Annotated in this window: 13 protein-coding genes; 4 read left to right on the top strand and 9 right to left on the bottom strand. The window is 66.7% G+C overall.

Annotated elements, in window-relative coordinates; translation table 11 throughout:
• Window positions 1-10: 10 nt before the first annotated feature.
• The 4 genes from N4G42_RS21775 to tgt form a co-directional block, all read right to left on the bottom strand.
• Window positions 11-580 carry a PAS and helix-turn-helix domain-containing protein gene (locus N4G42_RS21775; RefSeq protein ID WP_260668709.1) on the bottom strand — a complete coding sequence of 190 codons (570 nt, stop codon included), beginning with the start codon at window positions 578-580 and terminating at the stop codon, window positions 11-13.
• 27 nt (window positions 581-607) lie between these two features.
• Entirely contained in the window at window positions 608-1,750 is a 1,143-nt protein-coding gene (locus N4G42_RS21770) for a sensor domain-containing diguanylate cyclase (protein WP_056747933.1), read from the bottom strand.
• 139 nt (window positions 1,751-1,889) lie between these two features.
• Window positions 1,890-2,228: a hypothetical protein gene (locus N4G42_RS21765; RefSeq protein WP_233250604.1), complete on the bottom strand. Its 339-nt coding sequence runs from the start codon at window positions 2,226-2,228 to the stop codon at window positions 1,890-1,892.
• Window positions 2,229-2,480: 252 nt separating this feature from the next.
• Window positions 2,481-3,653 carry a tRNA guanosine(34) transglycosylase Tgt gene (gene tgt / locus N4G42_RS21760; RefSeq protein ID WP_056065832.1) on the bottom strand — a complete coding sequence of 391 codons (1,173 nt, stop codon included), beginning with the start codon at window positions 3,651-3,653 and terminating at the stop codon, window positions 2,481-2,483.
• A 109-nt stretch (window positions 3,654-3,762) separates the two neighbouring features.
• Between tgt and N4G42_RS21755 the strand changes: the two genes are divergently transcribed.
• On the top strand, window positions 3,763-4,242 hold the full coding sequence (locus N4G42_RS21755; RefSeq protein WP_260668708.1) for a universal stress protein: 480 nt from the start codon (window positions 3,763-3,765) through the stop codon (window positions 4,240-4,242).
• Window positions 4,243-4,338: 96 nt separating this feature from the next.
• Here N4G42_RS21755 and N4G42_RS21750 read toward each other — a convergent pair whose 3' ends face one another.
• From N4G42_RS21750 to N4G42_RS21735, 4 genes are all read right to left on the bottom strand, one after another.
• Window positions 4,339-4,725 carry a hypothetical protein gene (locus tag N4G42_RS21750; RefSeq protein WP_056065534.1) on the bottom strand — a complete coding sequence of 129 codons (387 nt, stop codon included), beginning with the start codon at window positions 4,723-4,725 and terminating at the stop codon, window positions 4,339-4,341.
• A gap of 386 nt (window positions 4,726-5,111) precedes the next feature.
• Window positions 5,112-6,338, bottom strand: coding sequence for a phospholipase A (locus N4G42_RS21745; RefSeq protein WP_056747935.1), 1,227 nt, complete (start codon window positions 6,336-6,338; stop codon window positions 5,112-5,114).
• Complete coding sequence (locus N4G42_RS21740; RefSeq protein ID WP_260668707.1) at window positions 6,335-6,853, bottom strand: hypothetical protein; 519 nt, start codon at window positions 6,851-6,853, stop codon at window positions 6,335-6,337. Before N4G42_RS21740 ends, N4G42_RS21745 begins: the two co-directional genes overlap by 4 nt.
• A 14-nt stretch (window positions 6,854-6,867) precedes the next feature.
• Window positions 6,868-8,952, bottom strand: a complete 2,085-nt coding sequence (locus N4G42_RS21735) for an ATP-dependent helicase (protein ID WP_260668706.1) — start codon at window positions 8,950-8,952, stop codon at window positions 6,868-6,870.
• A 329-nt stretch (window positions 8,953-9,281) separates the two neighbouring features.
• Between N4G42_RS21735 and N4G42_RS21730 the strand changes: the two genes are divergently transcribed.
• Together N4G42_RS21730 and N4G42_RS21725 are read left to right on the top strand one after the other, a co-directional pair.
• A complete protein-coding gene (locus N4G42_RS21730) occupies window positions 9,282-10,571 on the top strand; it encodes an ABC transporter substrate-binding protein (protein ID WP_108497659.1) in 1,290 nt (429 codons plus the stop codon).
• A 111-nt stretch (window positions 10,572-10,682) separates the two neighbouring features.
• Window positions 10,683-11,636 (top strand): AEC family transporter, encoded by a 954-nt coding sequence (locus N4G42_RS21725; RefSeq protein ID WP_056065542.1) that lies wholly within the window; start codon window positions 10,683-10,685, stop codon window positions 11,634-11,636.
• Window positions 11,637-11,664: 28 nt separating this feature from the next.
• On the opposite strand, the gene N4G42_RS21720 is transcribed toward N4G42_RS21725, so the two are convergent.
• Window positions 11,665-11,946 carry a cupin domain-containing protein gene (locus tag N4G42_RS21720; protein ID WP_056065545.1) on the bottom strand — a complete coding sequence of 94 codons (282 nt, stop codon included), beginning with the start codon at window positions 11,944-11,946 and terminating at the stop codon, window positions 11,665-11,667.
• A 336-nt stretch (window positions 11,947-12,282) separates the two neighbouring features.
• On the opposite strand from N4G42_RS21720, the gene N4G42_RS21715 reads away from it, so the two are divergent.
• Complete coding sequence (locus tag N4G42_RS21715; protein WP_260668705.1) at window positions 12,283-14,244, top strand: gamma-glutamyltransferase family protein; 1,962 nt, start codon at window positions 12,283-12,285, stop codon at window positions 14,242-14,244.
• Window positions 14,245-14,331 lie beyond the last annotated feature (87 nt).

Below are 14,331 nucleotides of genomic sequence, written 5' to 3'. Positions count from 1 at the left end.
GTCCCCGGTGTCAGGGCATGCCCAACAGCAGGGCCACCAATTCGCCCGTGCTGGTGGCCCCCAGCTTGCGCATGATCCGTCCCCGGTGGGCCTCCACCGTGCGGTGGCTGATGTGGAGGTGGCGGGCAATCTGCTTGCTGGTGGCACCGGTGACGATGTGCTGCGCCACCTCGCGCTCGCGCACCGTGAGCGGGGTGCTGACCACCCGGCGGTGCGAGATGTCTTCAAACATCCACACCGCGCGCGCAAACGGTTGGGCGCGGTCCAGCGCGCGGCCCACCACATGGCACCAGAACAGCGTGCCGTCCCGGCGGCGCATCACTCGCTCGTCGCTGTAGCTGCCGGTGTCCATCATGGCGGGCAGGCCCAGGTTGCCGGTGTGGGTGAATTCGTCCAGCGACGGATACAGCGGCGCCAGCGGCTGGCCCAGCAGCTCGGCCTGTTCGTAGCCAAACATGCGGGCAAAGGCGTCGTTGCAGATCTCGATGCAGCGCTCGCGCGTCACGCACATGCCGACGGGGGCCAGGTTGAAGGCCAGTTCCAGCGCTTCATTCAAGGGGGCTTGGAGGGCGGTACGCATGGGGCGGGATTGTGCGGCAGGCCGGGATCAAGCACGGCGCCCTGCGGCCACCACCACGCGGTTGCGGCCTGCGTGTTTGGCGTCGTACAGCGCCTGGTCGGCGGCGCCCAGCCATTCGGCCCAGTTGCCGCCGCCAGAGGTCACGCAGACCATGCCGATGCTCACGGTCACGGGGATGCCCTCCCCCGCTTCTGTGAGGCGGATGTTCTGCACCGCGCTGCACAGGCGCTGGGCCACGGCCGCCGCATGCTCTGCCGTTGCGTCGGGCAGGTACACCAGAAACTCTTCACCGCCCCAGCGGGCTAGCAGGTCCGACCCCCGCAACTCGCCGCCCAGGGCCTCGGCCGCTGCCCGCAGCACGCGGTCGCCCGCCGCATGGCCAAAGCGGTCGTTGATGTGCTTGAAGTGGTCCAGGTCCAGCTGCGCGATGGCGCTACCCACTGGCAGCTGCGCCGGCAGCATGGACATGAGCCAGCGGCGGTTGCCGATGCCGGTGAGCGTGTCCGTCTGGGCCACCTTTTGCAGCCGCACCTCGGCCCGCTCGTTGGACAGGGACGACACCATGAGCGCTACGCCGAAGTGGCAGAACATCTGCGCGTAGAACGCACGGGCAAACCCCAGCGGGCTGGTGGCGTGCGTGGCGATGAGAAACAGCTGCAGTGCAAACAGGCCGGCACTAATTAGTAAAAGCCCGGCCAGCAACCCGCGCGAGGGCAGGGGCTCGGTATGGCGGTCGCGCCAGACCTCGTGGGCCGCCGCCGCCAGTGCCAGCGCGGCCGTCAGGTGGAAGGCGCCCGCGCGCAGCAGGTTGTCGAGCGGAAATTGTGTGGCGATGCCCAGCGCCAGCCAGCCGCCCGGCACTGCCGCCAGCAGAGGCAACGAAACCCGCCGGCGCCCGCTCAGGGTCCGCACGCTGGCCCAGACCAGCATGTAGCCCAGCGTGCCCAGCAGCAGGCTGGTGTGCGTCCACAGCCACTGGGGTAGCACCTGGTACTCGCCCTGGCCCGCCAGCTCGGCGCCGACGGCCAGAAGCAGGTAGGCCGCCGACAGCGGCCGGAGCCCTTGCGGACGGCAGGAATGCCGGCTGACATGGAAGATGCTCAGCGCGCCGGCGACCAAGGCGGTCTTGTAGAGCAGGAGGACGGTAGGGAGGTCAAGCTGTAAACCCATGGCGCTGCGTGGCGGTCGTGTGATGGCAGTTGTTGGAGCGGATCAGATCGGGTGGTCTCCGTCCCCCCGTATGGTGGCCGAAAGAAGTGACAGGTGACAGATGCCAGCGCGGCGCAGGGTGGATTCCGGGGGGGGCTCCTCAGCGCTGGCGCCACCGCTTCTTCCACTGCCGCTGGATCACCCGCGCCACGCGCCAGGCCCATGAGGCGCGGGCACGTTCCAGCACGGCATGCTTGAGCTGCATCCAGTGCGCGTGGGTCCAGGCAAACCAGCGCAATTGCATGAGCGCAGGCTGCGTGAGGGTGAACAGCCGCGCCACCACCGCCGTGCCCACCACCTTGGCCAGCACGATGACGAGCATGCCCAGCACCACATGCCCGCGCCCGATGGCCCAGAGCGCCAGCAGCTTGATCGGCAGCAGCAAGGCCGTAGGCAACGCAAACAAGGCCACCGCAGCCCAGGGCGGCAGGGAGCGCACCCAGCCTTCGATCCAGCGCAGCCCCGGCCAGCGGCCGATGCGCGCCAGCAGGCGCTGCAGAGGCTCCCAGCCCCATTCCTCGAACAGGATCAGCAGCGCCAGCAGGCCGCTGCCCAGGCCCGTGAGGGCCCGCAGGGGCCAGTGCAGCAGGTGACGCAGGAGTTTTGGAATGATTTTGGCCCGATGCGCTAGTGGATCATGCCTGAGGCGCTATGTAAAACATAGCATTCTGGCGGGAGGCATATCCGCAGCTCACACGCCGCGCGCCCGGTCGGCCTTGAACTGTGCGCGGAACTGGGCGAAGGTGCCGGCCTCCAGCGACTCGCGCACCTCGCGCATCAGGTTCAGGTAGTAGTGCAGGTTGTGTACGGTGGTGAGCATGGGGCCCAGCATTTCGCCGCAGCGGTCCAGGTGGTGCAGGTAGGCACGTGAGAAGCCTTCACGTCCGCCGTCGTCCCACGACACGCCCGAGCTGCCTGCGCAGGCGTAGCAGGTGCAGCTGGTGTCCATGGGCTTGTGGTCGGCCTTGTGGCGTGCGTTGCGGATCTTCAGGTCGCCAAAACGCGTGAACATCGTGCCGTTGCGCGCGTTGCGCGTGGGCATCACGCAGTCGAACATGTCCACACCGTCGGCCACGCCCTGCACCAGGTCTTCGGGCGTGCCCACGCCCATCAGGTAGCGGGGCTTGTGTGCGGGCAGGCGGTGGGGCGTGTGGGCCATGATGTCCAGCATCTCGTCCTTGGGTTCGCCCACGCTCACGCCGCCCACGGCGTAGCCGGGGAAGTCCATCTCGACCAGGCGCTCCAGAGACTCCTGGCGCAGGTTCTTGAACATGCCACCCTGCACGATGCCAAAGAGGGCGTTCGGATTGTTCAGGCGGTGGAATTCGTCCTGGCTGCGTCTTGCCCAGCGCAGGCTCATTTCCATGCTCTTGCGCGCCTCGGCCTCGGTGGTCTTGTGGCCCTTGGTCTCGTACGGCGTGCACTCGTCGAGCTGCATCACGATGTCGGAGTTGAGCGTGGTCTGGATCTGCATGCTCACCTCGGGCGACATGAAGAGCTTGTCGCCATTCACGGGGCTGGCAAAGGTCACGCCCTCTTCGGTGATCTTGCGCATGGCGCCCAGGCTCCAGACCTGGAAACCGCCGGAGTCGGTGAGGATGGGCTTGTCCCACTTCTCAAAGCCGTGCAGGCCGCCAAAGCTCTGCATCACGTCGAGGCCCGGGCGCATCCACAGGTGGAAGGTGTTGCCCAGGATGATCTGCGCGCCCATGTCGTGCAGGCTGCGCGGCATGACGCCCTTGACGGTGCCATAGGTGCCCACGGGCATGAAGATGGGGGTCTGCACCACGCCGTGGTTGAGCGTGAGCTGGCCACGGCGTGCGTGGCTGGAGGGGTCGGTTTTGAGGAGGTCGAACTGCAGCATGATGGGGCGCATTGTCCCAGACGGGCCGGGCTGACCTGCCGCAAGGGATTGGACTGGCGCTGGCCGATGGCGTCGCTACACTGGTCTGTACTCACTCAAGGAGAACCCCATGCTCAAGATACTCATCGCCGTGGACGGCTCCGAACTCTCCCTGGATGGCGTGTACCACGCGCTGGCGCTGGTTCGCCAGGGGCTCCAGGCCACGATGGTGCTGGCCAACGTGCAGGAGCCCGCCACGCTGTACGAACTGGTGACCACCCGTGATCCCGACCTGATCGCCGCCGCCAGCCTGGAGGCGGGCCAGCATTTGATGGGGCCAGCGCGCGCGCTGCTCGATGCCGCCGGGGTGGCCTACGAAACCGATGTGGGCGTGGGCGATGTGGCGCACACGCTGGTGGACATGATCGAGCGCTCGGGCTGCGACATGGTCGTCATCGGTGCCAAGGGGCAGGGCGCCATCACCAGCGCGCTGCTCGGGTCGGTGTCGCAGGAGGTGGCCCATGCCAGTCCGGTGCCGGTGACCATCGTCAAGCATGCCGAGGTGCTGGAGGGGGTGGACAGCGACGCGGTCGAGGACGCCGAAGCCTGACCCCTTTGGCGCCCGCCCTGATAGAAAAAGACAGGACAAACGAAAAGGGCCGCTGTGCGCGGCCCTGATAGGAATGTGTGGGAGAGGTTGCCCGGATCAGGCCGCCTTGCGAAACGGCTCCGAGGGCCGCTGCAGCTTGCCATGGGGCAGGGTGGCCAGGCGCGAGAACATGCGGCGCACATAGCCGCGCACCCACAGGCATTTGTTGAGCTCGTCCACGGGCAGCGGGCCTGACACCACCACGATGTCGTTGGCCACGTCCTGTGCACCGGCAGCGCGCAGGCGGCGGCGCGTGTTGTTGGCCCAGGACTGGATGCGCGTAGGGCTGCCGTGCTGGTGCACCTCGCCCGTGTGCACATCGAACGCAATGGCCACCGTGTCGGTCTTGAGCTTGAAGCGGCGTTCACCCGTGACGGCGCTGGGCGCCTCGCGCATGTCATACAGGTAATAGCTGCCTGCCTTGAGCTGGTATTGCATGTCCATGGGTGTGTTCCTCTTTGTCGGCATTGTCGAGGGGCACGCGGCAGGCAATGGCAGGTAAAACGGTGGGAAAGGGGCTCTTATTGAGCGCCTCTCACAGGGGGCCACGCCGGTTTCTGTGCGCGTGCCATTGTGGCCGCGCGTCGGCGTCATCCGGAGAAACTTGAGGACGATGTCGTAACGAGTTGTGAGGGTCTTCGCCCCGCCTTGGGCTACTGCTGGCTGGTGCTGGCTGGTGCTTCGTCCAAGGCGTATGCAACTGGCGCGGCCCCAGGCGCGGGCAGCCAAGCCAGGGCCGCCCTGCAGCGAGGGCTGCGTCCCCCTGCCCACATCGCGTTGCGATGTGAGAGCGGGGGGAAGGCGCGCAGCGCCTCAGGGGGGTGTCTCTGCTAGAAATCCACCAGACTCAACCCCACACTGAACACAGTGCGCTTGCGGTTGTAGTCGATCATGCTGTCGCCGTAGCCGCTGAACAGCGAGGTGTGCAGGCGCAGGTTGCTCTTGCTGCCGAACAGGCCGGTGCCCAGGGCCTGCAGCCATTCCACACGCACCGAGCCCCGGTCGCTGCTGGCCAGCGTGTGGCGCACCGTGGCGCCCAGGGTGTTGTCCTTGTTCACGTTCCACAGCAGCGACAACTCGCCCCGGCCGATGTAGTCGCTGATGCCCGGGTTGTCGTCGCTGCCTGCGCTTTCGGGGATGCGCTTCCAGATGCGGGCGTTCACGCTAAAGCGGTTGTCCAGTTCGATGCCGGTCATCAGGTAGGCGCGGTTCCAGCTGCGCGACAGCGGCTTGCTCTGGCCGTTGGACTGGTGCACCAGGCCGATGCCGCTGTAGCGCCACTTCCAGCCAAACGGCAGTTGTGCCGTGGTGGGGTACACGTACATCAGCTCGGGCTCGTGGTCGGTGGCGCGGAAGGGGCGCGAGATCTCGGGGGTGAACAGTTGCCAGTACGACTGCTGCGTGTAGCCAAACCACAGCGAGTCCTTGAGCGTGGGGTGGCCCTGGGTCAGCAGGCCCTGCGCAATCTTGGTACGCACGGACAGCTGGATGCGGTTTTCGGTGCGGCGGTACGGGGTCGAGTCGGTGGCCGAGTTGCCGTCGGCATCCGACGCGGGCTGGCGGTTCACGCTGCTCGACGCCACCACCGACACCGTGATCGGGCGGTAGCCGCGGAAGCTGAACGTGCCGCAGTCCGTGCCCGTTTCCAGCTCCCAGAAGCGGGAGAGATCGCTGTACTGCGGGTCGCGGCAGCCTTCGGTGCGCGCCACGTCGATGATGCGGGTGGCAGGCAGCGTGGCGTCCACCGGCGGGGGCACGGCCGACGAAGAGCTTGCGCCGCTGGCACTGGCCGACGCCGAAGCAGCAGGGGCTTGCCAGGACTGCGCTCCTGCAGGAGCGGCCTGGGCCTGTTCGGCCGCCCAGGCGTCAAAGCAGGCCAGGCGCGCCTGGTTGTCGCTGGACAGGGCGGTGCAGCGGCGCAGGGCCGCGTCGGTCCCGGCGGATGCGGCAGGTGCTGATTGCGCAAAGGCCGCGCCGGCCGGGGCCAGGGCTGCGAGCAGCAAGGCCAGCGGGCGGTGCAGACGGGACGCGGGGGTACCCCGCGCAACGGCGCTCATTGCCAGGCCGCCTGTTTGCGCAGCACAAACGGTGCTGACGGCGTGGTGGGGGTGGGGTGGGCGTTGTTCCATGTTCCGCGTATTTCCTTGCCGCAACTTCCATCGACCACCTGGCCTGTCCAGGTGGCGCTGATGTTGGTGCCGTTGATCGATTCTTCCAGGGTCAGGTCGCCGCCGTCGACGTCACCACTGACCTGGGCCGTGGTGCCGCTGCGCACCACGGTGCCACGCACGCTCTGTGCCAGCTCGGGGTGCGGGCCCAGTTGCAGCGTGGCCGTGGTGGGCTTGTCTCCCGGCGCAGGGGCCTGCAGCTCGGCGCGCCACTGGCCCTGCAGGTGTTGGTGATCCATCTCTGCCGCCGCTGGGCATGCCGCCGTGGATTGTGGTGCTTTTTGGCCGATGGCGCCTGTAGGACAAGCGCTGATAGCTATCAAAAGCGCAGCAATGCCCCAGGCGCTGCGGCCACGGGGCAGGGCGGGGTGTGGGGTGGTATCGGTGGCGGGGTGTTGTGCCATGTGCGTACGCGCTCTCAAGCAGTGGGCGCCGGGTTGGCGGCCGCAGTGGTGGCCTGGGCTTTGGCAGCAAATTCGGCGCGCAGGGCCTTGAGCTTCTCGCGCGGGTCTTCGCGGGCGGTGGTCTTGTCCAGGCCCATTTCGGCGATGAAGCGGCTTGGTTGTGCGGCCACCATTTCGCGCCCTTTTTTGCGGCGCTTGGTCCAGCTCACGGCCAGGGTGCGCTGGGCGCGGGTGATGCCCACGTACATCAGGCGGCGCTCCTCCTGCAGGCGCTGCAGCACGTCGTCGCTCACCTTCTGCTGGCGGCCTTCGTCGTCATCGAGCTTGAAGGGCAGCATGCCCTCGGTCACGCCCACCAGCACCACATGCGGCCACTCCAGCCCCTTGCTGGCGTGCAGGGTGGAGAGCGTGACCATGTCCTGCTCCTGCTCGCGCTCGCTGATGGTGGACAGCAGCGCAATGGTCTGCGACACCTCCAGCAGGCTCTTGGTCTCCTTGGCCACAACGGCGCCAGCGGTGTCGTCGATCTGCCCGCCCGCGCGCTGGGCCATCCAGTCGCAGAACTCCATCACGTTGCTCCAGCGGGCGGCCGCCACTTTTTCGCTGTCTTCGTTGTCGTACAGGTGCTGCTCGTAGCCAATTTCCTTGAGCCATTCGTTCAAAAAGGCGCGTGCCTCTTCGGCACCATGGGTGCGGCGGGCGCTGTACTCCAGGTAATTGATGTAGCGGCCAAACTCGTGCAGGCCGTCCATGGCGCGCTTGGGGACAGCGGCAGGCAGCATGCCGTTGAACAGCGCGCCGAACATGCTTTGCTTGTGCTGGGTGGCAAAGGCCCCCAGCGATGCCAGCGTGGTGTGGCCGATGCCACGCTTGGGCGTGGTGATGGCGCGCAAAAACGCCGGGTCGTCGTCGTTGTTGATCCACAGCCGGAACCAGGCGCACAGGTCCTTGATTTCGGCGCGGTCAAAGAAGCTCGTGCCGCCCGAGACCTTGTAGGGAATGTTGGCCTTGCGCAGTGCCTTCTCGAACGGCTTGGCCTGGTGGTTGGCGCGGTACAGGATGGCGAAGCTCTTCCAGTCCGGCGGCGGGTTGCTGGCCGCGCGCAGGCTCTGGATGCGGGCCACGGCGCGCTCGGCTTCGTGCTCCTCGTTGTCGGCATCGACCACACGCACCGGCTCGCCCTCGCCCAGTTCACTGAACAGGGTTTTGGGGAACAGCTTGGGGTTGGGCCCGATCACGTTGTTGGCCGCACGCAGGATGGCGCTGGTGGAGCGGTAGTTCTGCTCCAGCTTGATGACCTTGAGGTGGGGGTAGTCCACCGGCAACTTCTTGAGGTTGTCCAGCGTGGCGCCGCGCCAGCCGTAGATGGACTGGTCGTCGTCGCCCACAGCGGTGAAATGTCCCTTTTCGCCCACCAGCAGCTTGAGCAGCTCGTACTGCGTGGCGTTGGTGTCCTGGTACTCGTCCACCAGCACATGGCCCAGGGCCGCTTGCCACTTGGCACGCACCTCCGGGAAGTCGCGCAGCAGCCGCAGCGGCATGCCGATCAGGTCGTCAAAGTCCACGCTCTGGTAGGCCGCCAGGCGCTCTTCATACCGGGCCATCAGCGTGGCGATGATGCGTTCGTTGTCGTCCGCCGCCTGGGCCAGGGCCTGTTCGGAGGTCAGACCCATGTTCTTCCACTTGCTGATCACCCACTGCCACTGGCGCGCCGTGGCCATGTCGGTGGTGCCACCCGAGGCTTCTTTCAGGATGCCCGTCACGTCATCGGCGTCGAGGATGCTGAACTGCGGCTTGAGGCCCAGCACATGGCCGTCCTCGCGCACCATGCGCACGCCTAGCGCGTGGAAGGTGCACACCAGCACATCCTTGGCGCGCCGGCCGATGAGGCCCTTGGCGCGCTCGCGCATCTCGGCGGCGGCTTTGTTGGTGAAGGTGATGGCCGCGATGCGTTTGGGGTCCATGCCCTTCTCGATCATGTGGGCGATCTTCATCGTGATCACCCGTGTCTTGCCCGAGCCCGCGCCTGCCAGCACGAGACAGGCCCCGTCGGTGTAGTGGACAGCCTGGAGCTGGGCGAGATTGAGACCGGCAGACATGGAGAGGGTGAGGGCAGGAAGAGGCAGAGGGCGGAAACCGGGCAGGGCGCGGGGCGGTGGGCGCCACGGGCGCGGGGTGCAAACCGAGGGGTGTGCCGCGCAAGGGCGCAATGATACCGGCGCGCCCCCGGCGGCTACGGTGCGAGGGTATCGGCCGCCGCCCCATGCGCGACCAGCGCCTGACAGGCTGCTGACGGAGCCGCTGCCGGACCCGCGCGCGGGCCCTGTGCTCCGGGAAACCCCGCTAGGGGCTTTGTTTTCACAATTTGATACTGGTTGGCGAGTCCTTCCCTTTGTCGGGAGGGGAGTGTTGTGAACCGAGCACCGCCATGAACCCTGCCACCCCGCCTTTCATCGCTCTGACTGCCGCCGCGCCCCGGGCGGGTCGCCGTCGGTTGCCACTGCCTGCATGGACCGCCTGGTCCGCCCTGGCGGCTGCCGGTGTGCTGGCGGGTGCGGCGTTGCTGCCACGGGTGGCGCATGCGCAGGTGGGGGGCAACGCCCCCGCGCGCATCGGCGTGGTGGGGCCGTTCACGGGGCCGTCGGCCGACTTTGGCGTGCCCATGCTCAATGGCATAAAGCTGGCGGTGGACGAGATCAATGCCGTGGGTGGCTACCTGGGTCGCCCGCTGGAGCTGGTCATCAAGGACGACAGGGCCGACCCCGATCAAGGCCGCAAGGTGTCGCAGGAACTGCTTGCCGAGAAGGTCGTCGCCACCATTGGCTTTTGCAACACCGGCGTGGCGCTCAAGGCCATCGACCTGTTCCAGGACGCCAAAAGCCCGCTCATCGTGCCCTGCGCCACGGGCACAGCCGTGACGGCCAAATATCCCGCGCCCGACAGCTACATCTTCCGCGTGCAGGCGCGCGACGCGATCCAGGCGCCCTTCCTGGTGGACGACATCGTCAAACGCGGCTGGGACAAGGTCGCCATCTTTGCCGACAAGACCGGCTATGGCGAAGGCGGCTACAACGATGTGGTGGCCGCACTGGCCGCCAAGAACCTCAAGCCCGTGCATGTGGCGCGCTTTGACCTGGGGGTGAAGGACCTGACGGCCGAGCTGACTGCGGCGCGCAACGCGGGTGCCAACGTGGTCTACAGCTACACCGTGGGGCCGGAGAACGCCACCATTGCCAACGGCAAGAAGGCGCTGGGCTGGAAGGTGCCGCAGGTGGGGCCGTGGCCGCTGTCCTTCCCCTTCTTCCTCGAAGGCGCCAAGGACGCGGCCGAGGGCGCGCTCATGGTGCAGACCTTCATCGCCGAGCCCAGCAACGAGCGCCGGGCATCGTTCCTGTCGAGCTACACCCGCAAGTACCAAGGCAAGGTGGCCGTGCCCATGGCGGCAGCCAACGCCTACGACGCCACCTATCTGCTGATGTACTCGTTCCTCGGCATCCGCGACGGTAACCTGAACGGCAAGGCCATCAAGGAATCGCTGGAGGGCAAGATGAAGACCTACTACGGCGTGGTCACCACCTACGACAAGCCCTTCAGCGCGCAGGACAAGGACGCGATCACGCGCAACATGCTGGTCATGGGCATGGTCAAGAACGGCGCCATCACCTTTGCCTACCCGGAAGATGCCAAGCGCAACCTCATCATTCAGCGCAAGCAATAACAAAAAGCGGATGGCTGCGCTCGCCACCCGCGAGCCCACCCACCTGACTTTGCGCTGACCACCCCGGGCGCCGCAGACCCTGGCTGCTGGCGCAACAAGGACAATCGGGCTGTGCTGTCCGTCCTGCTCGTCACCTTCCCCTTCTTTGCTCTCGTGCTCTGTGGCTACCTCGCCGCACGGCGCGGCGTGCTGCCGCAACCTGCCATCCCGGGGCTCAACGCCTTCGTGCTGTACTTTGCGCTGCCGTGCATGTTGTACCGCTTTGGCGCCAGCACACCCATCCACCAACTGCTGGACCCGGCCGTGGCAGGCGTGTATGTGCTGTGTGCGCTGGTCATGGTGGGCGCCACGGTGGCGCTTACGCGCAACGCGCGCATCGGCTGGAACGACGCGGCCTTTGGTGCACTCGTCGCAGCCTTCCCGAACACGGGCTTCATGGGTGTGCCGCTGCTGGTGGCCCTGTTGGGTGCCCAGAGCGCGGGCCCGGCCATCGTCACCATCGTGGTGGACATGGTCATCACCAGTTCACTGTGTATTGCGCTCTCGCGCCTGGATGGGGCGGGCACCCACGGCGTGGGCGTGGCGCTGAAAAGCGCTTTCAGGGGCATGGCCACCAACCCCATGCCCTGGTCGATTGCGCTGGGCGCGCTCGCATCGGCCCTGCAGTTCAAGTTGCCGGGTCCGGTGGACAAGACCATCGCCATGCTTGCCGACGCGGCCTCGCCCGTCGCGCTGTTCACCATTGGGGCCGTGCTGGCCCGCTCGCAGATGAACCAGCACGAGCAGGTCCCTGCACGGGACTACGTGCCGGTGGCGCTTGCCAAGCTGCTGGTGCACCCGCTGCTGGTGTGGGGCGCAGGCACGGCGGCCATGGCGCTGGGGGTGCCGCTCACGCCCTTTGCGCTCACGGTGATGGTGCTGCTGGCGGCGCTGCCCAGCGCCAGCAACGTGTCGCTGCTGGCCGAGAAATTCGGCGCCAACAACGGGCGGGTGGCGCGCATCATTCTGGTGTCCACTGCGCTGGCGTTTCTGAGCTTCTCCGCCGCCGTCGCGCTGCTGACCTGAGCCGCCAGGCTGCTGCGGTGCGGCGGTGTCAGGCCGCCGGGGGTGTCTTGCGCCCTACCAGATACTGCACTCCCAGCATGCCGTAGAACTCCGAGTGCGGCTCTTCGGCCGCCAGGTGAAAGACATCGCCCGCCTGGTACACACGTTCTGACGCAGCCGTGGCGATGCGGATATCACCCGACAGGATCAGCGCCTTGGCCTCGAACGGGTGGGTGTGGTCACCTAGCATGCCCCCGGCTTCGCGGGTCACGGTGACGGCGGGCTCAAAGCCTTCGCGGGCCAGTTCGTCTGCAAATTGTTCGGGGGTCATGGGGTCTCCTGCTGCGGTACGGGGCAGTGTAGGTGCAGGCTCTAAGCCAGAGCGGGGACTCGGACTATCAAAAATGATAGCTACCAGCGCATGATGCACTAGCGCTACCGCCGGATTTGCTTCGATTTTTCATGCGGGGCTCGCGCGCAGGCGTCGTCCAGACAATGTGGCCGTGCCGCTGTCGTGCCGCCGCCTTGGCTTGCCTGTCGTTGCCTTCCTGAGATGGCTGCCTTGAGAAAACGATACGAAAAAACATTCGACACGGCATGCTTTTTGCGCCGACGATGCCACGTGGTCAATCCATGCCCACGAACGGACAACAACAGGAGATTCACTATGAGGAAGAGGAATATCGCGCTGTGGGCACTCACGCCCGTGGCCGTTGCGCTGGTGCTTTCGGGCTGCGGCAGCGGCTCGGGCAACGACCTGGCCGTGGACAACAATGCCCAGAGCTGCTCGGTGGTGTCCAGCTCTGGCTCGGCCGTGGTGGTGGGGTCCGGCGTGGCGGGCGACCCGGCTGCGCCCGAGGCGGCATCGGGCTACCGCCTGGGCTACAAGGCCAAGCAATCGAGCAAGTACATGGTGGTGGCCAACACCCCGCTGGCCACTAAAGCCGGGTGTGACGTGCTCAAGGCCGGCGGCACTGCGGTGGACGCCGCCGTAGCCGTGCAGGCTGTGCTGGGCCTTGTGGAGCCGCAGTCCAGCACGCTGGCGGGCAGCGCCTTCATGATGTATTACGACGCAAACACCAAGAAGGTCGTGGCGTACGACGGCCGTGAAACCGCACCCGCAGCCGCCAACGGCTACTACCTGGTGCGCCAGGACCAGGGTGATGCCTCGTCCGCTGCGCCCGTGCCCAGCGCCCGGCGCAGTGGCCGCTCCATCGGTGTGCCGGGTGTGATGCGCATGCTGGACATGGCCCACAAGGAGCATGGCAAGCTGGGCTGGGAAAAGCTGTTTGACGAAGGCATCCAGCTGGCCACCAACGGCTACCGCATTCCGGGCCGCATGGGCGACGCGATCAAGGGCAACGCCGCCAGCCTGGCGCTGGACGCGAATGCGGTGTCCGCGTTCTTCAACGCCGACGGCACCCCCAAGGCCACCGGCACGGTGACGACCAACCTGCCCTACGCCCAGACACTGCGCACGCTGGCGAGCGGCGGTGCCAACGCGATGTACTCCGGCCCGCTGGCCGAGGCCATCGTGGCCAAGGCAGCCCAGGCGGTGGGCGATGATGCGGCCAAGACGCCCATCACCCCCAGCCTGATGACGGTGAACGACCTCAAGAACTACCAGGCCAAGAAGCGCGAGCCGGTGTGCACCACCTACCGCGCGAGCTACTACGTCTGCACCATGTCGCCGCCGTCGTCGGGCGGTATCGCCATCGCGCAGGCGCTGGGCATTCTGGAGAATTTCGACCTTTCCAAACACGGCCCCACCAATCCCTCCAATGAAGGCGGCGTGCCGAGCGTGATGGGTGTGCACCTGGTATCCGAGGCGGAGCGCCTGGCTTATGCCGACCGTGACAAGTACGTGGCTGACACCGACTTCATCCCACTGCCCGGCAAGGGTGTGTCCACCATGCTGGACAAGGCTTACCTGAAGCAGCGCGCGGCACTGATCCAGCCGGACGGCAAGTCGCTGGGAACGGCGTCTGCGGGGGCGCTGGGCGATGTGCCTCTGGGCGCGGACAAGACGGTGGAGCGCGGCACGACGCACTTCTCCATCGTGGATGCCTATGGCAACGTGGTGTCGATGACCTCCACGGTTGAGTCCAGCATGGGCTCGTTCCACATGGTGGGCGGCTTTCTGCTGACCAATCAGCTCACCGACTTCTCGGCGCAACCGGCCGATGGTGCGGGTGTGCCCATTGCCAACCGCGTGGCTCCCGGCAAACGCCCCCGCAGCACCATGGCACCCACCTTGGTGTTCAAGGGCACGGAGCCGGGTGATTTCGTGATGGCTACGGGCTCGCCCGGCGGCGGCACCATCATCCAGTACGTGCTCAAGACCGTGGTCGGCGCGGTGGACTGGAACCTAGACGCTCAACAAGCCACATCGCTGGTGAACTTTGGCGCCACCAACAGCCCCACCACCAACGTGGATGGTGCCAACACGGCGCTGGACCTCACCGGCCTGATCGACGGCCTCAAGGCCAAGGGCCACACGGTGAACAATGCCGCGCAGTCGAGCGGCGTCTCCACCATCATGCGGGTCAACCGCAACGGCCAGACCCGGCTGGAAGGCGGCGTGGACCCTCGCCGTGAAGGCATCGTGCTGGGTGACGGCGCGCTGTAAACGGCGAACCACGCTCTGACGACGTGGGGGCCGCGTTGAAAAGCGCAGCCCCCTTTGTTTTTGGCCGCTGCGACAGACTGCGGGTGC

The organism is Acidovorax sp. K2F, from assembly GCF_025246485.1.
Lineage (GTDB): Bacteria > Pseudomonadota > Gammaproteobacteria > Burkholderiales > Burkholderiaceae_C > Acidovorax > Acidovorax delafieldii.
The sequence above is the reverse complement of the archived record's forward strand: the minus strand, read 5'-3'. Positions and strand labels throughout refer to the sequence as shown.